This is a genomic window from Mesorhizobium sp. B3-1-9 (genome assembly GCF_006439595.1).
Taxonomy (GTDB): domain Bacteria; phylum Pseudomonadota; class Alphaproteobacteria; order Rhizobiales; family Rhizobiaceae; genus Mesorhizobium.
On record NZ_VFTJ01000003.1, the window covers coordinates 224106 to 242651 of the forward strand.

Sequence of the window (18546 nt, forward strand, 5' to 3'; positions counted from 1 at the left end):
GACCTGTCGCGGCGCATTTTGCCACTAGCCGCGAGCAGACCGCACATCATAATGTCGCGCCCATTCGAAGTGCCTTGAGGCCGTATGACCAAGCTCCTTTTCACCCGCGTTCCTTTCAACCCGGTCTCTCTCGGGCTCGTCTGCAATTTCATTGCGCACTATCCGCCCTTCGACGGATACGAGTTTGGACAGATGGTGAAGTCCCTGCGCTACCAGATCGAGCAGCAGACGCACCTTATCGGTTCCATCGACGACGCGATCGTCGCTTACGTCGGCTGGATCGTGACCAGCCGCGAAATTGCCGAGACGTGGGTTGCAAACAGAGGGCCACTCAACCCCGATCTCGGCGGCAACGCGATTGCCGCGACGATTATGGCAACGCGCTCGTCCTCGCACATCCTGCCGATGATCAAGGAAGCGAAACTGCTCAACCTCGACAAGTCGGTCTACTGGAAGCGCGATTTCATCGACGCCCGCGGTGCCATGAAACGCGCCGTTCGCAAGCGGGACGCGTGATGGAACAGGCTACCCCAGGCGAGGCGCTGACCCAGGAAATCCTGATCCGCCTCGGCGACCGTTACGCCTCGATGTTCGTGCGCATCTGGCAACCGGCCGGCCAACCGCGCGGCACCGTGTTCTGCCTGCACGGCTTTGCCGGCAATGGCTGCGATTTCGATTACCTCGCGTCCTTCCTGTGCCGCAACGGCTATCTGGTGATCTGCCCCGACCTGCTCGGACGGGGGCGCAGCGCCTATCTCGGCGCGGGCTACGATATGGATCTCTATTCCAGGTGCCTGCGCGCGCTCAGCCAGTTTGCCGGCAAGGAGAACCATTTCGTCGGCACGTCATGGGGCGGGCTGATCCTGCTTCTCTTTCTCTACGCGAACCGCGGCAGCGTCGACAAGATCATCCTCAACGATGTCCCCCTGATTGGCGGGCCGAAAGTCGATGCTTTGCGAAACGAGGCCATCCGCGAAGCCGCGCTTGTATTCCAGACGCGCGCCCAGGCAGGGGAATATCTGCGTGTCTCAAATCCAGGCATGGGGCGGGTGGAGAGGCCGGTCCTCGACCGCTTCATCGATAACAGAATTGCCGCGAGGGCTGGCGAGTTTCGTTTGGCCTACGATCCGGCCACGACCGGGAATTTCGAGGCCATGACCGGCCGCGAATACGACCTGTTTCCCATGGTCGCTAAGCTCGACGCCCAGGTCATGCTCATGTACGGCCGCGAGAGCGGGTTCATCGACAGGCAGGCCTTTGAACGATCCCGCTGCGCCCGACCCGATCTTTGCATCGTCGACAATATCGATGTCGGCCATCCGCCGTCGCTGATGACGCCCGATCAGGCTCTCCTGATCTTCGGGTTTCTGTCCGCCATGTGAGCAGTATCCGTCATGGCGGGATCGCACTTCGATGAAACATATACCCGATTGCTCTCAGCTGATCTCGATCGCGACGACGCGGCCGAAAATCCGTATAGAATCCTGATTTGCACCACGCCGAGAACCGCCGGCCATACCTATTGCCAGGTCATGCGGCATTTTGGACTTGGCCTGCCCACCGAATACTTCCAGTGGCAATTCGCGGTACCGCTCATGCGGCGCTGGACGGGAGACGACACATTCGACGTCCCGGCGCTCGATCGCGGTGCGTCGTCATATGGAAAGCATCTTCTGATGCGGCGCTCAGTCGAAGGCGTATTCGCGGCCAAGCTGTTTTTCGGCAATCTGGACTTCGCCCGCCTCTCGATCGGCGAGGATGATGCAAGCTCGTTCTATGTATTCCTGTCCCGCCGGAACAAAGTCGATCAGACGGTCAGCCTGCTTTCGATGCTGCATACTGGTCAGCCATTCGATGGCGGGGAAACGCTGCCCGGTGTCCCTATGTTGAGAACGATAAGTCAGAAGGCGGTTATTGACACCGTGCGACACATCGCGGACTCCGAGGCAAAGTGGCGGAGCTACCTTTCGACCATTGATGTGACGAGGGTTGCTCATGTGGCCTATGAGGATTTCGTCGTCAATCCCCACGACAATGTGAAGGCGACGATGCGGAACTGGTTTCCAGCCCGCAATCTGCGCAATGATGCCCTCGCTGCAAATGGTCGCTACAGCAACGACGCCTCCGTAAAGTCGATTATCGCAAGACAGTTCGGAGGCTTGATCCGTCAACTTTGGCGCGACATGCCTGTCGAGGCGGAGCAGAGCCGATCAGCGCCTTGACACCTGGACGGACATGCCGCTCGCCGGGCGCAGCGCCAGCGCATAGTCGAAGCGGATAACGTCGTCGGCGCGAGTAAAGGCGAACTGGCGCACGACCGCGCGGACCGCCTGCTCCACCTCGAGTCGGCCCAGGCGTGCGCCCCCGCACATACGTGGTCCGGTTAGGAAGGGAATGAAGGCGCGGCGGTCGAAACTGTTGTTGATGAACTCCTTGCGGCTGGCATCGAAAGTCCTCGGATTTTCCCAGAATTCAGGATGCTGGTGCACACCGACGACGGACAGCATGATAAGTTGCCCGGCCCGTAGCGACGTGCCATCCAGAACCGCATCGGTGCTTACTTCGCGAGTGAGGAACGGTATAGGTGGGAAATAGCGCATCGTCTCGTTGATGAAGCAGTCAGTAAACGGTGTCTGTGCCTTGCCGCCAGTAATCTCACTATAGATACGCTCCTGCACCTGCTGGTTGGCGCCGAGCCTATCGATCACCCACTGCACTGTCGTGAGGGTGGTTTCGACGCCAGCGAACAGATTCATCACGAATTCTTCGATCGGGGAAAAGCCGTCGATCCCGGCTGCTCTTTCCGAGAAACGGTCCATTTCCGCGGCCGCCCGCGGATCCGCCATCAGTTGCGAACCGAAATCCGCGATGACCGCGCGGGCATCTTGGATGGCGCTGTCTCTTTCGGCATTGGTTGGCGTGACCCAGGAATAATACTGCAGGCGGCGCAATGTCTCACGGACTCGGTCGAAAAGCACCGTGGTTGGTCGCGCTTCCGCGACAAGTCCGAAGGCCTGATAGAAAATGGTCATGGCGCCGGTGAAAAGCGCCTGGTGGATTCCTGCGAGGGAGGTCTCGCAATCGGCAAGGTCGCCGCTGAATATATCCGACACGCTTTGCCCATGGGCGGGTTTGGCCGCCGCGAGATAGCGATCCTGGGTGATGGCGCGTCTTGTCGCCCATTCCTCGTCATTGGTGTTGAAGCGGCTGAAGCCGAGGGCCGAGATCAGCGAGAAGTTCTTCCGGAACAGGGCAGGCGACTTGACGATCTCGTCGACGCTCTCCGGATGGTCGAATACGACGAGGTTGCCGATTTCCTTAGCGCCGGTTGCTCGTCCATCATCCTGCCCGCTCCGCGCGAATAGGTTGTAGACGAGACTGTTGAGCATGCCTTCAATTTGTGCTGGATCGCTCACCCTACCTCCATGTCTGAACGCACGACCACTTCGGTATTCGTTCAGCTAACGATGTCCCTTATTGTTGCAAAAATGCGACAGTCACGCCGCAAAGTCATTGGCATCCCGCAGCGGCAATAGGCGGTTATAAACTTGTCTGCAATAACAACCCGGCTGGAATCTGGGTGGGGACTTAAATGCATTCGCAGGGCACGGGTAAATTTTTAGCTACGGTGGCGGCTTCGGCTGCCTCCCTAACGGCAACAGGCGTGGCCACGGCTAACGCAACCGAGGCGCAGCCCTCGGATCAGACGGTCATTGATTCGCGCATCAAGATGTCGTTCGAAGGCTCGTACTTCTGGAACAATCTCCATAACGACGACAAGCTGAGCAGCGACAAGCTGGGTAAAGGCAACGGTGATATTTCCGGGGCAGTTTCGCTGACCAAGCAGATCTCTCCGGACTGGGATTGGCGTCTTGCCGCCGCTGTCCAACTCGGCAAGGACCGCTCTGCCCTCCTCTTCGAGCAGCCTGAGACGAACCCTGAGGGTCTTGTTACAGGGACTTACAGCGACGGCTACAGCTTCCAGACTTTCGATTTTGACGTCGGCAAGCACGTCAAGGTGCAACAGGCCGATATCCGTTTCTTCGGCGGCCTGCGGCTAGTGCATTCCGATGAAACATTGGGCGAGATTTCCGAAAAGTTCACCCCCACCAATCCTGCCGACAAGGGCATCGCCGCTGACAAGATCGGTACGGCCGAGTACTGGGGCATCGGCCCGCGCGTTGGTGCGGAAGCTTACTATCCGGTTGGCGAGAACTGGGGCCTGACAGGCTCGGCTTCGGGCGCAGTCATGTGGGGCCGCCGCACCGCGCGTGTCGGTTTCAATATTTCGTCCACAAACCCAGACGAACACTTTTCCGAAACTCTGGCCAGTCAGGGCTCGAATGAAACGGTCTCGAACCTCGACGCATCGCTTGGCCTGAGCTGGACGCCGATAACGAACGCCACCTTCACTGCTGGTTACAAGATCGAGGCTTGGCACAATCTGCTTGTGAACGCAGATCACAAGAATCAGGTTTTCCAAGGCCCGTTCCTGCGCCTCGAAGTAAAGATGTGATCGCGGCGGCCGGTCAGGGTGACTTCGGAGACAGGTTTCGAGTCCAGGTTCGCATCTAACAGGAACGTTAAACTGCACTATGTCGCGGCGGGCTCCGGCCCGCCGATCCTTTTCCTGCACGGCCTTCCCGACCATGGCCTTGGTTGGCGCAGGCAGATCGAGGCTCTACGCGGCAGTTTCAGGGTGTTGGCACCGGATTTGCGCGGATTCGGGCGAAGCGACGCGCCGCGCGGACATGCCCACTACACGCTGCTGCCGCATCTGGTCGAGGACGTGCTTTCGGTGCTCGTGGCCGAACAACTCTCCCAGGCCTCGATCGTCGGTCATGACTGGGGCGGAACAATTGCCTGGTGGCTGGCCATGCGGGTCCCGCAGGTGGTTCGCCATCTGGTTGTCCTTTCCTCCCCTCATCCGCGCAACTATCTGCGCGCCATCGCCGATCCAGCCAACGCCCGGTATTTCGCCTATGTGCGCCGCTTCCAGGAGGCAGGCGCGTCCGCCATGCCGGCGCCGGAGGAGCTTGCCGGATGGGTCGCCGACGAGGCCGACCGACAGGCTCTCGCAGCGTCGCTCCGGCATTCCGATCCGGAGGCGATGCTGGGTTACTACAGGGCCAACATTCCGCTCGGCAGGGTGCCGGACATCGGTCAATTGCCTCTGGTCAAAGCACCTACGCTGGTGATGTTCGGCGCCCACGATCCCTATGTTCCGGCCAGTGCTTTCGAAGGCACATTCCGCGAAGTCGACAACATCAGCTCCGTGGTGGCGCTGCCCGACGCCGGCCATTTCATCCATCATGAGGCCGCCACCTTCGTCACGCGTGAGATCGAGGGCTGGGTGTCGCGGCCGCTGTCGAGCTTTCGGGTCGCGGGATAGAGACGCGATCGGCAATCGAGCCGGGCAGCGTCAGCACGGTTGCCACTTTGAGCCCTCGTTGCTGTGAGGTTTCCAGACAAGGCGTTGGGCCTTCTTCATGCCCCTTGCGTTCACCCTTGTTTTCGGATTAGATTTCGCTTGAGAAAACCTTTTCCCAAATCGCCCTGCGCTTGCTGACTCATCCGTCAACACCACGCAGGCCGATAAGAGAAAACCTTTTCCCAACTCAGGGAATGGTTGCACGATATGTCTTCGGATGCCTCACCTGTCTCCGCCAAGCCGCCGGTCACGCTGCGCGAGGTCGCTGCCGCGGCCGGCGTCAGCGTCGCCACGGCGTCGAAGGCGCTGAACGGGCAGGGGCGGATGACGGCGGAGACGCGCGAGCGCATCCGCGAGACGGCGCGGCTGCTCGGCTTCCGGCCGAACAGCCTGGCCCAGAGCCTCCTGCGAAAACGCTCCTTCACCGTCGGGCTGCTCACCAACGATACCTATGGCCGCTTCTCGCTGCCGCTGATGGCTGGCGTTTCGGATGCGCTGGTCGACAAGGGCGTCTCGGTGTTCCTGTGCAATGTCGAGGATGACCAGCGGCTCGGCCAGCTGCATGTCGAGGCCATGCTTGACAAGCGCGTCGACGGCATCGTCGCCACGGGAAAACGCATCGACCGCCATCTGCCGGTCGATCTCTCCAACTTGCGCATTCCGGTCGTCTACGCCTTCACCCAGCCCGATCCCGGCGCGGTCGGCCTTGTCTCCGACGACGCCGGCGGCGCGCGGCTGGCGGTAGAGCAGTTTGTGCGGCTCGGGCGCCGCCGCATCGCCCATGTCACCGGACCGGCGAGCTTCGCGGTGGTGCATACGCGGGCCGGAGCGTACCGCGATGTCCTGACGGAGAACGGCTTGCCCGCAGCCGAGCCGCTGCTGGGCGCATGGTCTGAAGCCTGGGGCCACGATGCCGTGGCAAGACTGTTCAGCAAGGCGGGCAGGGAGGGGTGGCCGGACGCCGTCTTCTGCGGCAACGACCAGATTGCCCGCGGTGTCATCGATGCGCTGCGCGAACGCGGTATCCGCGTGCCCGAGGATGTCGGCGTCATCGGCTTCGACAATTGGGAGATTGTGGCCGAGGCGACGCGTCCGCCGCTGACTTCGATCGACATGAACCTGGCGAGCCTCGGGCGCGAGGCCGGGCTTGCCCTGCTTTCGCTCGTCGATGGCCAGCCGGCCGCGCCGGGCATCAGGAAACTGCCGTGCCGGCTGGTGGTGCGTCAGTCATGCGGCAGTCCGCCGCAATGAAGCAACAAGGCTACGCGCCCGGTTAAGCCGGGCGGCGTGGCCAGAACAGGGAGGAGAACATGAGGAGGAGTAAGATGAAGACCATTTTTGCCAGGCTGGCGCTTGCGGCAGCCGTCATTGGTGGCGGCCTGCAGGCGGCGTCCGCCGAAACCGCCAACATCTGGGTGCGCGCCGACGGCTCGAACTTCATGCCGCGCATCGTCGACGCCTTCAACAAGGCGAACAAGGACCAGGTCAAGCTCGACATCATCCCCAACGCCGAGATCATCCCGAAATATGGCGCGGCCGCCGCCGGCGGCACGGCGCCCGACGCGCTCTCGCTCGACCTGATCTACACGCCGTCCTTCGCCGCCGCCGGCCAGTTGGAAGACATCACCGACTGGGCGAAATCCTTGCCCTATTTTTCGAGCCTGTCGCCGGCGCATGTGAAGACCGGCACCTATAAGGACCGCATCTACGGCCTGCCGTTCTCGGCCGACGCCTCGGTGCTGATCTGGAACAAGAAGCTGTTCAAGCAGGCGGGGCTGGACCCTGAGAAGGGCCCGACCAATTGGGCCGAGATCGAGGCCGACGCCGAGAAGGTCAATGCGCTCGGCGGCGACATCAAGGGCTTCTACTTCTCCGGCAATTGCGGCGGCTGCAACATCTTCACCTTCACGCCGCTGATCTGGGCCTCGGGCGGCGACATCCTGTCCGAGGACGGCTCGAAGGCGACGCTCGACAGCCCGCAGCTGCGCGGCGCGATCGACCTCTACCGCTCGATGGTCAAGAAAGGGCTGGTGCCCGAGGGCGCGCAGACCGATACCGGCGCCAATTTCTTCGCCGCCTTTGCCGGCGGCAAGATCGGCATCTCGCCGTCCGGCGCCTTCGCCATCGGCGCGCTCAACACGCAGTATCCGGACGTCGACTACGGCATCACCTTCCTGCCGGGCAAGGATGGCGGTTGGTCGTCCTTCGCCGGCGGCGACAATTTCGTCGTCACCAAGGGCACCAAGAAGATCGCCGTGGTGAAGGAGTTTTTGGACTTCGCCTATTCGCTCGAGGGCCAGACCATCCTTGCCAAATATGGCAGCTTGCCGGTGCGCAACGACATCGCCAAGGATGCGCTCAAGGATCTCGACCCGCGCTACCAGGTGGCGGCCGAGGCGATGGCCAAGGGCAGGACGCCCTATTCGGTGGTGTTCAACGACCTGATCAACTCTGCCAACGGTCCGTGGACGCAGATGATCAACGAGGTGTTCTTCGGCGACGACGTCGACGGCGCCATCAAGAACGCGCAGGATACCATGCAGTCGATCATCGACCAGGCGCCGAACAAGTAAACACCAGGGCCAGCCGGCGGCGAGGATCGCGCAACGCCTCGCCGCCAAGGCTCCGGCCGGCCGCCCGCTCCGTCTCCCTGGCCGGGCGGCCGGATGATCCATCGCTGAATGGCAGGGACTGACGCGTTGAGAAAAGACCCCTTCATCCGGCCGCTTCGCGGCCACCTTCTCTCCGGTGGGGAGAAGAGTTTGGCGCCGACGCTTGCGATCTCCTCTCCCCTTGGGGAGAGGTCGGATTGCCCCGGATTGCCCTTCGCAATCCGGTCGGCAATCCGGATGAGGGGGCGCCGGCGGGCTGGCTCCCCCTTCTCCCCTTGTGGGAGAAGGGGGAGCCAAGCTCGGTCGGATGAGGGGCGCTCCAGGGAACGCCGACGCCTCACTCCGCTGGAACATCCCTCGTCCGTCTTGGCGATGCGCGCCGATCCACCTTCTCCCGCAAGGGGAGAAGGGGAGGCCCAGCCATGACCGCCATCGCCACCACCTCCGCGCCCGCCCGAGCCCGCGCACGCACCAGCCGCCGGCAATGGGTGGGCCTGCTCTATGTCCTGCCGGCGGTCGCCCTGGTCACCGTCTTCTTCGTCATCCCGCTCGGCATGACGGCGTGGATGTCGCTGCACAACTGGCCGCTGATGGGCGAGCATTCCTTCATCGGCCTCGACAACTACTTTGCCATCCTGCGCGACACGCGCTTCTGGAATGCGCTGAAATTCACCTTCTATTACACGGTGATCGTCACCATCGCGATCTTCGCCGTCGCCTTCCCGCTGGCGATCTTCATCGAAAGACCGCGCCCGCTCACCAATCTCTACCGCACCGCCTTCTTCATGCCGGCGGTGGTGGGTTTTGCTTCGGCAAGCCTGCTCTGGTCGTGGCTGCTTAACGTCGATTCCGGCCTGTTCAGCCCGGCCGCCTTTGACCTCGGCCTGACCGGCAAGAAGGTCAATCTTCTCGCCACCTTCCAGCCGGCCTTCTGGTCGATCATCGCCATGGTGGTCTGGAAGGTCGCCGGCTTCACCATGATCATCCTGATGACCGGCCTGCAATCGATCCCGCAGGATTTGCAGGAGGCCGCTGTCATCGATGGCGCCGGCCCGTTCGCCAGGTTCAGGGCGATCACGCTGCCGCTGATGCGCCGCACACTGGCGCTGGCGCTGATCCTGTCGGTCGCGGGCTCGATCCTGGCCTTCGACCAGTTCTACATCATCTTGCGCGGCGGCCCGCGCAACCAGACGCTGACGGCCGTCTACTGGATCTTCAACCAGTCCTTCGTCTCGTTCAAGCTCGGCTACGGTGCCGCGCTCTCGATGGTGCTGCTGGTCATCCTGGTGGCGCTCAGCCTCATCCAGCTCTGGCTGCTGCGCAAGCCCGAGGGGCTCGACTGATGGCCGAGGCGATGTCGCAAAACCGCAAAGCGGCCTTCAGCCTCGCCAGGCACTCGACCGGCATCGTCGCCTCGGTGCTGTTTTTGGCGCCGATCGTGTGGACGGTGCTGTCGACCTTCAAGCCGGCGCAGGAAGCGCGCCAGCCTCCGCTGCCGCCCTGGCCGACCACCGGCTTCTCGATCGAGAATTATCAGACGCTGAACTCCTTCGGCGACGGGCTCTGGGTCTCGGCGCAGAACAGCATCTATGTCTCGGTGATGACGGTGCTGCTCTCCGTGCTGGTCAGCGTGCTCGCCGGCTACGGTTTTTCGCGCTTCCGCTTTCCGTTCCGGGATTTCTTCTTCGTCCTCATCCTGTCGACGATCATGATCCCGTTCCAGTCGATCCTGACGCCGATCTTCCTGGTGCTGACGAAACTCGGCCTGCACAACACGCTGACCGGGCTGGTCTGCGTCTATGTCACGCTGCAGCTGCCTTTCTCTATCTTCATGATGCGCAACGCCTTCGACGCCGTGCCGCGCGAGATCGAGGAGGCCGCGCGCATGGACGGCGCCAACAACGTCACCATGCTGGTGAAGGTGATGCTGCCGCTGGTCTGGCCGGGCGTCGTCACCATCGCGCTGTTCGCTTTCCTCGGCGCCTGGAACGAGTTCCTGGCAGCACTCGTGCTGATGACCGACCAGTCCAAATTCACCTTGCCGGTGATGATGACCGCGCTTCAGTCCGGCCGTTTCGGCGCCATCGACTGGGGCGCCGTGCAGGCCGGCGTCACGGTGATGATGGTGCCCTGCCTGATCCTCTTCCTGGCGCTGCAGCGCTTCTACATCCGCGGCCTGATGGCCGGGGCCGTCAAGTAATTCGAATGGAGTGAAATCATGACCGCATCGCAGCCCGCCGCGCAGACCGGCACCTCCGCCAGGCCGAAGCTTGCCTTCCGGCCGCTTCCCGTGCCGCAGGTCGATGTCCGCGGCTTCTGGGGCGACCGTGTCGATGCCGTGGCCGCCAAGACCGCCGGCATCCTCTACGACCGTTGTGTCGAGGCGCGCATGCTGGAGCAGATCGATCCGGACGTACCGTCGCCGGGTGTCGTCATCCCCTTCCATGTCAGCGACGGTTTTACCGCGCGCACCGTGACCACCCAGATGTTCTGGGATTCCGACTGGGGCAAGACGATCGAGACCGCGGCCTATTCGCTCTACCGCCGCCGAAATCCCGATCTGGAAAAGAAGATCGACGCCGTCATCGACATGTACGGCAAGCTGCAGCAGGAGGACGGCTATCTGTCGAGCTGGTACCAGCGCATCCAGCCCGGCCTGCGCTGGACCAATCTGCGCGACTGCCACGAGCTCTACTGCGCCGGCCACCTGATCGAGGGCGCCGTCGCTTACTTTCAGGCGACGGGAAAACGCAAGCTGCTCGACATCATGAGCCGCTATGCCGACCATATCGCCGACACCTTCGGTCCGGAGCCCGGCAAGCGGAAAGGCTATTGTGGCCATGAGGAGATCGAGCTGGCGCTGGTCAGGCTCGCCCGCGTCACCGGCAACGACAAATATATGAAGCTGGCCAAATACTTCATCGACCAGCGCGGCCAGCAGCCGCATTACTTCGACGAGGAGGCGCTGGCGCGCGGCGCCGACCCGAAGGATTTCCACTTCAAGACCTACGAATACAACCAGTCGCACAAGCCGGTGCGCGAGCAGGACAAGGTCGTAGGCCATGCGGTGAGAGCCATGTACCTCTATTCCGGCATGGCCGACATCGCGACCGAATATGGCGACGACACGCTCAAGGTGGCGCTCGAGCGGCTATGGGACGATCTCACGACGAAAAGCCTCTACGTCACCGGCGGTCTGGGTCCGTCGGCCGACAATGAAGGCTTCACCAACGACTACGACCTGCCCAACGAGACCGCCTATGCCGAGACCTGCGCTTCGGTCGGCCTGGTGTTCTGGGCGAGCCGCATGCTGGGCATGGGTCCGAACGCGCGCTACGCCGACATGATGGAGCGGGCTTTATACAACGGCTCGATCTCGGGCCTGTCGCTCGATGGCTCGCTGTTCTTCTACGAGAACCCGCTGGAGAGCCGCGGCGGCCACCATCGCTGGAAATGGCACCGCTGCCCGTGCTGCCCGCCCAACATCGGCCGCATGGTGGCCTCGATCGGCAGCTATTTCTACGGCCTCGCCGACGATGCGCTGGCGGTCCACCTCTATGGCGAATCGACCGCGCGCTTCGAGATCGCTGGCCGGCAGGTTACCCTGGTCCAGACCTGCAACTATCCCTGGGATGGCGCGGTCGGGATCGAGGTCGGGCCGGAGGCGCCGATTGCGTTCACGCTTCATCTGCGCGTGCCTGCCTGGTGCCGCAAGGCAGCGCTTCGGATCAACGGCAAGCTGGTCGATCTCGAAGCGGCGACGGTCGACGGCTATGCCGCGATACGCCGCGAATGGCGCCAGGGCGATAAGGTCGAGCTCGATCTCGAAATGTCGATGGCGCGCCTCTTCGCCAACCCGCAGGTGCGGCAGGACATCGGCCGGGTGGCGCTGGCGCGGGGTCCGCTGATCTACTGCGTCGAGGAAACCGACAATGGCGGCGGGCTGCATCGCATAGCGCTATCGCGCACGGCCAGGCTCGAGGCCAACAAGGAGCCGAACCTGCTCGGCGGCGTGGTCACGCTTTCGGCCATCGGCAGCCGGGCCGAAACGAAGAACTGGGGTCACGATCTCTATCGCTCCGAACCGCCGGCGACGAAGGAGACGAAGCTCAAGGCCATTCCCTATTTCGCCTGGGACAATCGCGACCCCGGCGAGATGCTGGTCTGGCTGAGGGAGGGGTAGGGCACCTGCGTCGTCTCGGCGGGACGAACTTCCGCCAGCAAGTCCTTCACGAATGGGCGTGCAAGCCTACTGGATATTTGCAGCGGAGGCGGATAGTGCCGACGCTCGATCGGGCGTTTCGGCATTCATGCTCACTTCCGTCACCAGCTTGCGGCGCAGGGCCGTGACGTAATCGCGCGGCTCCTTCGGTGACATCACGAAGGCCTGTGAGCCGCCGATAACCGACTGCTCAAAGTAGGAAGCCAGCGGTTGGCGAGGGTCTTCGTCGTCGGCCGGAATGGCGATCGCGTTGATCGTGTAACCCTTGGCGATGGCGTTTTCCCGGCTTGGCTGCACAGGCAGCCCGTCATTGTTCTCGCCATTCGAAGAGATGTCGATCACCTTCTTCATGGCATTTCCTGGAAACTCGTCGAGCAGGAGGCTTCCGACGTCGATTGCCGTCGACACCGAAGTTCCGCCCCGGCCTCGACGGATATGGCCGGTGTCGCCCGTCTTGCTGATCACCGACGCGGCCGCCTTGGCATCGTCCAGTCCGCAGATGCGTGTCCAGGGCAGCACGGTGCGCGAGCGACCCGGGCTCGACCATTCGAAATAGGCCACGCCGATGCAACCGAGATAGTTCTGGGAGATGGCGCGGATGATCTCGGGCGAGGTGAGCGCTTCGGCATGGCCTTCACGCTGCATGTCGGCGATCTTGGGATCGATCGAGGAGGAGAAATCCACGGCGAAGACCACGGCTACGTCGACACGCATCGACGCCAGACCGACGTTGTTTGCATCCGCGACAGGTCCCCAAAGTATTGAGGTCGCGAATGTCGCCAGTCTCAGCAATGAATTGATATGCCTGATCGGCCCCGCATCAGAGCCAAATGTCCCATGAATACATTCGACCATCTTATTTCCCCCTCTGACAAGAAACTTGTCGAGAAATCAGTTATTCCTCTTTCAGGGGATGCTAAATGAAGTGCGTCACGATAACGCTTGGAATGGCGGGCTTGGCGTTTGCGAGGCGTTAGTTTTGAGTTAGAATTTCGTCAGGCTGGGGGCCCGTTGGCAATGCAGGGTGGGAAAGGCTTCATTGCTGGCAGGATTTCTCTCTTCGGTGGTTTTCGAATTGAGAGGGAAGCTGGCAGTGAGCTCTTGCTGACCGGAAAGCGCGGTGCCGCTATCCTCGCCTATCTTGCCCTTTGTCCCGGTATGGCGGCGCCACGCGAGCGGCTGGCCGACCTGCTTTGGAGCGACAGCGACAGCGAACACTCACGCAACAGCCTGCGGCAAACGCTCAGTGTCCTGCGCCGGGATTTGTCGCGCGCGGGTATGGATATCATCCAGTCCCACAAGGAGCTGATTGGGATAAAGGCAAACGCGGTGCGGGTTGACGTGGAGGACTTCGAAGCCGGCCTGTCCGGCCGGTCCGCTTCGGAGCTCGAAACCACCCTGGCGCTTTATACGGGGCCGTTTCTCGACGGATTTCATGTCGGCACCAATGTTTTCGACGATTGGGCGGCACAGGAACGCGAAAGGCTGCTGAGCCGCGCGCTTCCGTCGCTGGAGAAACTCGCCCGTCTCGTGGATGCCGAAAGCGGGCTTGCCGTGGCCGATCGAATTCTGGCCATGGAACCGACGCGGGAGGAAGCCTACCGGCTGAAGATGGAACTGCTCGTTGCGGGCGGTCAGCGAGACCAGGCGTTGCGAACCTTCGAGGCTTGCAGAAGCGTCTTGAGGAAGGAGTTCGGTGTCGATGTCAGCGCCGAGACACGAACGCTCTGGCAATCGCTGCTTTCCTCCACAGAGTCACCGTCAAATCCGCAGACGGCCAACGGAGCCATCGCCGGTCAGCGCTCGGGACGCCCATCCATCGCCATGGCCGACTTCGTCAATCTGACGGGACAGCGCGGCGACGACTTCTTCGCCAAGGGTCTGGTCCACGATATCACCACGGCGCTTTCCGAGGTGGCCGACTACATCGTGATCTCGGCCCTCGAGAAAAACGGCGAGGAGCCGAGGGCGCAGGACAGCTTGCGGGCGCGTTACACACTGAAGGGCAGCGTCCAGCGGTCGGGAGACGGGCTGAGGGTGAACATCCAGCTTGTCGATGCCGCGGGCGGCCACAATGTCTGGGCTCAGAAGTTCGACGGCCAATCGGAAAGCGCGCTTCAATTCCAGGACCGGATCGCGCAGTCGGTCGTGCTGGCGGTGAGCCTTGAGCTTCAGTTGACCAACTGGAAGGTTCGCGACAAGAGCCCGCCCGGTCCTCCCGAAGTGCGCCGGCTGGTGAACGAAGCCCTGATGAAATATTTCGAGATGACCCGGGACTCGTTGCTGGTCTCGAAGGATCTCGCCGAAAAAGCTCTGGTGATTGCGCCCGACAACGTCCGCGCGAAACGGACGCTGTCCATCGCGACGACCATGGGGGGTGCGTTCGGCGCCTTGCCTCGCAAGCAGGAGTCTATCGACCGTGCGATCGAGCTTGCCGAGGACGCGGTAAGGGCCGTGCCCGACGACGAAATTGCCCGCTGCATCCTGTCATTCGCCTACGAATGCGATGGCCGGATCGACGAGGCGATCGTGCAATGCCAGCACGCAATCAGCCTCAATCCGAGCTATCCCAGCGGCCACGGCGATATTGCGATGCTCTTCGCGCTGCGCGGACAGGTCAGCGAGGCGGTGCGCGCGGCCAACGAAGCGATCCGGCTTGGAACGCATGACGTCATCGACTTCTGGCGCCACCACGGCCTGGTTTTGGCGCTGTTTGCCGGTCAGGACGATCGGCGGGCACTCGAAGTCGCCCGCAAGGTGGTCAGGACAAAGCCGGGATTCGTGCGCGGCGCCCTTTATTGGGCGGCAACCGCTTCGGCGACAGGGAACAATGAAGAGGCCTCACGAGCCATCCATCACTGTCTGTCACAGCTTCCACATCTCAACCTGGGCAATGTCGCTCCTGGGTTCATGCCCCGCTATGTGAGGGACGACCATCACGGCAGGTTCCTCGAGATGCTGTCGAGAGCCGGCCTTCCTGGCTCGTGATCCGCGTATCTTCGACGGACCGAAGGCCGCTCTTGCGTGGCACCGCTACAAATGCACGAACGCCGTCAGCGGCAGGTGGTCGGAGGCGACGCGCGACAACGGCGTGTCATGCGCCTCGACGCCTGAAACCAGATCGTGCCGGTTGCCCATGATGCGGTCGAGCGCCAGCACCGGCAGGCCGGATGGGAAAGTCGGCACCGCCGGCGGCGTCGGGCCGAATGTCGTGTGCAGCGTGTTCAGCGCCGAGCGGTTGCCGAGCCGCCATTCGTTGAGGTCGCCGAGCAAAAGCGTCGGCCTTTCGTCGGCGCTGCTCATGATGTCGAGCACGACGCGGGCCTGTTCCGAGCGCGAGCGGCGCAGCAGGCCGAGATGCGCGGCAATGACTCGCAGCGATCGTTTCTCGTCGAGATCGATCTCGGCGACCAGCGCGCCGCGCGGCTCCAGCCCCGGCAGCTTGATCTGGTGGACGTCGCGCACGCTGCCGCGCTTGAACAACAGCACGTTGCCGCGCCAGCCATGTCCCTTGCCGTTGCCGATGACCGGCACCGGCACCAGCCCGGTATCGTGTTCGAGGCGGGCGAGATCGAGCAGACCGGCGCGGTCGCCGAAGCGGTTGTCGGCCTCCTGCAGGGCGATCACGTCGGGGCTTATTTCGCGGATGACGCGCCCCGTCCGCTCCGGGTCGAACCTGCGGTCGGTGCCGATGCATTTGTGGACATTGTAGGAGGCAACGACGATCTCGGCGCCGTTGACGCGCTTGCGCGGCGTCGCCCTCGCCTTGCGCGCGCTTCTGCCGCGGATCGAGAGCAGCACCGTCTCGGGCAGACTGCGTCCTTTGATGTCGTCTATCTCCATGATCCCGATGCTCGATTTCCTGCTCTAAAGATAGGGCGATCCCAGCCACAGCAAACGGTCGAAGACGCGGATTATGAACGGTCTTTCCCTCAGCGTCTGCAGCGTCACCGGCTGGGCCGTGGAGATGGCCGCCGCGATGCGGGCGTCGATCTCGGCGGCGAAGTTTTCATCCAGGACTTCCATGTCGATCTCGAAATTCAGCCTCAGCGAGCGGGCGTCCAGATTGGAGGAGCCGACATAGGCCCACACGCCGTCGATCGCCATCAGCTTCGAATGGTCGAACGAGCCTTCGTGGCGCCAGACGCGGCAATAGTGCTTCAAGACCTGGTCAAACTGCGCCGTCATCGCATGGTCGACGAGGAAAAGGTTGTTCACCGCCGGCACGACGATGTCGATTTCGACGCCGCGCCGGCCGGCCGTGGTCAGCGCGCTGATGAATTCGCGGTCCGGCAGGAAATAGGGCGACATGATGCGTATCGATTTGCGGGCCACCGAAAACGCGCCCATCAGCAGCTTGAGATTGGTTTCGTTGGACGCGTCCGGTCCGGTCGCGACCGCGCGCACCAGCATCGGCTGTCCGGGCGGCGGCACCGCGCGCTCGACCTGCCAGGGCCCGTCCTTCAGGGCCTCGTTGCCGGCAAAGCGCCAGTCCTCGGCGGCAACCGAGAACAGATCGGCCACCACCGGCCCAGTGACTTCGAAATGCGTGTCGCGCGAACTGTCGGAACCGGCGAATTCGGCAGAGAAACCCTTGCGGATGTTCATGCCTCCCGTGAACGCCACCGTGCCGTCGACGATCAGGATCTTCCTGTGGGTCCTGAGGTTCGCATAAGGAAGTCTCAGGCCCATGACGATGTTGCCGTTGAAGAGATCGGCGGTGACGTCGGCTTCCCTGAGTTGCTTCAGGATGCTGGGCACCGAGTAGCGCACGCCGACGGCGTCGATCAGCACCCGCACGGTGACGCCGCGCTTGACGGCATTGCCGAGCGACTGGACGAAAAGCGCGCCCACCGCGTCATTGTCGAAGATATAGGTTTCGAGCAGCACGCTTCTTTGCGCCGAGTCGATCGCCCGGCACATCGCCGTATAGGCCTCGTCGCCGGTCTTGAGCACGGCGATGGTGTTTCCCGATGTGAGCGGACGCCGCGCCACCCTGTCGCCAAGCGTCTTCAGCCCGGTGAAACGCTGGCCGTATTCGGCGCTGATCAGGGCTTCGAGCGCGACGTCGCGGTCGTGCCTAGCGGCGGCGGCCTCGGGGGAGGCCGGGCGCATGGCACTGATCGTCGCGCGGCGGATGCGGTTGATGCCGGCAATGGCGTAGATGATCGCGCCGAGAAAGGGTGACAAGAGCATCACGCCCACCCAGCCGGTGGCGGCGCGCACGTCCTCCTTCGTCATGATGGCATGCACGATCCCCACCGCCGCCATCGCCAGCGACAGGATCAGGATAAGCGTGGACCAGTGACTCGCAATCGCCTCGAACATCGGCTCGACTATTGTGCGAGCCGGCGCGGAAGGCAATGCGGGTGAGTTGTTCCTGCGCTCCTTCGGATACCTGAGACCGGGTGGCAAGAACCGCGGTCATGCGCTCGGCGAGTTCCGTGACTGGCCCGGTCCTTTCCCAGGCATAAAGGGAGACCACCATCGACGGCTCGGCGCCAAGTCGAGCATAGGGCCGGACGCGATGCTCGATCGTCACGCTCCGCGGCAGCAGCGACAGGCCGAACCCGGGGCGGCGGCTTTCTCATCGCCGCGATACCGCCCTGGATCGTCGCGGTGCTGCACGACATGACCGGCGGTTTTCGCGCCGGCTGGCTGCTGCACCTGCCTGTATCGCCATCGTGACAGTGCTGACCTTGCGTCTCGCGCCCGACAGCTACGGGCGGTCCATGAGGCTGCCTACCGTCAACGCGCTGGCATAGGTTCGTGCCACGGTGTGACCCAACCGTGTAACCGTGGCTTTGCCGTGTCAGCCATCGGTCGAGATGGTTACGGCCCTCCAGGCTTCGATCTCTTGCTGCAGATGCTGGATACGCTCCGACACGAGCTCGAGGGCGTCGCTGCCAAGCAGGAGCTGCGGTGGCGGGGCTTCGGATTCCACCAAAGCCAATAAGGCCGTCGCAAGCTTGTCCGGATCGCCAAGCTGCTTGCCGCTTTTCGCCTGTCGGGCCTCCCGGATCGGATCGAAAAGCGCATCGTAGTCGCTGATGGACCTTTCGGTCCGGACCATGGAGCGCCCGGCCCAGTCCGTCCGGAAAGAGCCGGGGCAGACGGCCGTGACCCGAACGCCGAACGGAGCCATTTCCGAACGCATCACTTCCGATATGCCCTGGAGCGCGAACTTGCTGCCACAATAATAGGCGATGCCCGGCATCGTGATCATGCCGCCCATCGACGTGACATTGACGATGAAGCCGCGGCGTCGCTCGCGGAACCTG

General features: G+C 62.8%; 15 protein-coding genes and 1 pseudogene. 11 read left to right on the forward strand and 5 right to left on the reverse strand.

Translation table 11 applies throughout. The features are described from left to right. Nucleotides 1–84: 84 nt before the first annotated feature. From FJW07_RS07345 to FJW07_RS07355, 3 genes are read left to right on the forward strand one after another with little or no spacing between them, the layout of a single operon-like run. Nucleotides 85–516 (forward strand): hypothetical protein, encoded by a 432-nt coding sequence (locus FJW07_RS07345; protein ID WP_140855459.1) that lies wholly within the window; start codon nucleotides 85–87, stop codon nucleotides 514–516. Beyond that, nucleotides 516–1382, forward strand: coding sequence for an alpha/beta hydrolase (locus FJW07_RS07350; protein WP_140855461.1), 867 nt, complete (start codon nucleotides 516–518; stop codon nucleotides 1380–1382). Before FJW07_RS07345 ends, FJW07_RS07350 begins: the two co-directional genes overlap by 1 nt. Nucleotides 1383–1394: 12 nt before the next feature. Then, nucleotides 1395–2222 (forward strand): Stf0 family sulfotransferase, encoded by an 828-nt coding sequence (locus FJW07_RS07355; protein ID WP_140855463.1) that lies wholly within the window; start codon nucleotides 1395–1397, stop codon nucleotides 2220–2222. Here the strand turns inward: FJW07_RS07355 and FJW07_RS07360 are convergent. Further along, entirely contained in the window at nucleotides 2211–3416 is a 1206-nt protein-coding gene (locus FJW07_RS07360) for a cytochrome P450 (RefSeq protein WP_140855465.1), read from the reverse strand. The genes FJW07_RS07355 and FJW07_RS07360 overlap by 12 nt on opposite strands. Nucleotides 3417–3592: 176 nt before the next feature. On the opposite strand from FJW07_RS07360, the gene FJW07_RS07365 reads away from it, so the two are divergent. The 7 genes from FJW07_RS07365 (at nucleotide 3593) to FJW07_RS07395 (ending at nucleotide 12226) form a co-directional block, all read left to right on the forward strand. Next, a complete protein-coding gene (locus FJW07_RS07365; protein ID WP_140855467.1) occupies nucleotides 3593–4516 on the forward strand; it encodes an Lpg1974 family pore-forming outer membrane protein in 924 nt (307 codons plus the stop codon). A gap of 18 nt (nucleotides 4517–4534) precedes the next feature. Continuing rightward, nucleotides 4535–5392 carry an alpha/beta hydrolase gene (locus FJW07_RS07370; protein ID WP_140855469.1) on the forward strand — a complete coding sequence of 286 codons (858 nt, stop codon included), beginning with the start codon at nucleotides 4535–4537 and terminating at the stop codon, nucleotides 5390–5392. 246 nt (nucleotides 5393–5638) lie between these two features. After that, entirely contained in the window at nucleotides 5639–6682 is a 1044-nt protein-coding gene (locus FJW07_RS07375) for a LacI family DNA-binding transcriptional regulator (RefSeq protein ID WP_140855471.1), read from the forward strand. Between the two features lie 74 nt (nucleotides 6683–6756). Further along, a complete protein-coding gene (locus tag FJW07_RS07380) occupies nucleotides 6757–8004 on the forward strand; it encodes a sugar ABC transporter substrate-binding protein (protein WP_140783520.1) in 1248 nt (415 codons plus the stop codon). A 461-nt stretch (nucleotides 8005–8465) separates the two neighbouring features. Continuing rightward, nucleotides 8466–9386, forward strand: a complete 921-nt coding sequence (locus tag FJW07_RS07385) for a sugar ABC transporter permease (RefSeq protein WP_140641153.1) — start codon at nucleotides 8466–8468, stop codon at nucleotides 9384–9386. After that, a complete protein-coding gene (locus FJW07_RS07390) occupies nucleotides 9386–10243 on the forward strand; it encodes a carbohydrate ABC transporter permease (protein ID WP_140641154.1) in 858 nt (285 codons plus the stop codon). Before FJW07_RS07385 ends, FJW07_RS07390 begins: the two co-directional genes overlap by 1 nt. An 18-nt stretch (nucleotides 10244–10261) precedes the next feature. Beyond that, nucleotides 10262–12226 (forward strand): glycoside hydrolase family 127 protein, encoded by a 1965-nt coding sequence (locus FJW07_RS07395; protein ID WP_140855473.1) that lies wholly within the window; start codon nucleotides 10262–10264, stop codon nucleotides 12224–12226. A gap of 66 nt (nucleotides 12227–12292) precedes the next feature. On the opposite strand, the gene FJW07_RS07400 is transcribed toward FJW07_RS07395, so the two are convergent. Beyond that, the gene (locus tag FJW07_RS07400) at nucleotides 12293–12979 is read right to left on the reverse strand and encodes a DUF1194 domain-containing protein (RefSeq protein WP_246680702.1); all 687 of its coding nucleotides are present in this window, start codon (nucleotides 12977–12979) and stop codon (nucleotides 12293–12295) included. 303 nt (nucleotides 12980–13282) lie between these two features. Between FJW07_RS07400 and FJW07_RS07405 the strand changes: the two genes are divergently transcribed. Next, entirely contained in the window at nucleotides 13283–15253 is a 1971-nt protein-coding gene (locus FJW07_RS07405; RefSeq protein WP_140855754.1) for a BTAD domain-containing putative transcriptional regulator, read from the forward strand. A gap of 45 nt (nucleotides 15254–15298) precedes the next feature. On the opposite strand, the gene FJW07_RS07410 is transcribed toward FJW07_RS07405, so the two are convergent. From FJW07_RS07410 to FJW07_RS07425, 3 genes and pseudogenes are all read right to left on the reverse strand, one after another. Further along, the gene (locus FJW07_RS07410; protein WP_181175280.1) at nucleotides 15299–16108 is read right to left on the reverse strand and encodes an endonuclease/exonuclease/phosphatase family protein; all 810 of its coding nucleotides are present in this window, start codon (nucleotides 16106–16108) and stop codon (nucleotides 15299–15301) included. Nucleotides 16109–16132: 24 nt separating this feature from the next. Further along, complete coding sequence (locus FJW07_RS07415) at nucleotides 16133–17593, reverse strand: phospholipase D-like domain-containing protein (RefSeq protein ID WP_140855477.1); 1461 nt, start codon at nucleotides 17591–17593, stop codon at nucleotides 16133–16135. Between the two features lie 484 nt (nucleotides 17594–18077). Further along, nucleotides 18078–18545: pseudogene (locus FJW07_RS07425) on the reverse strand (SDR family NAD(P)-dependent oxidoreductase); the annotation flags it as partial. Nucleotide 18546: the final 1 nt, after the last annotated feature.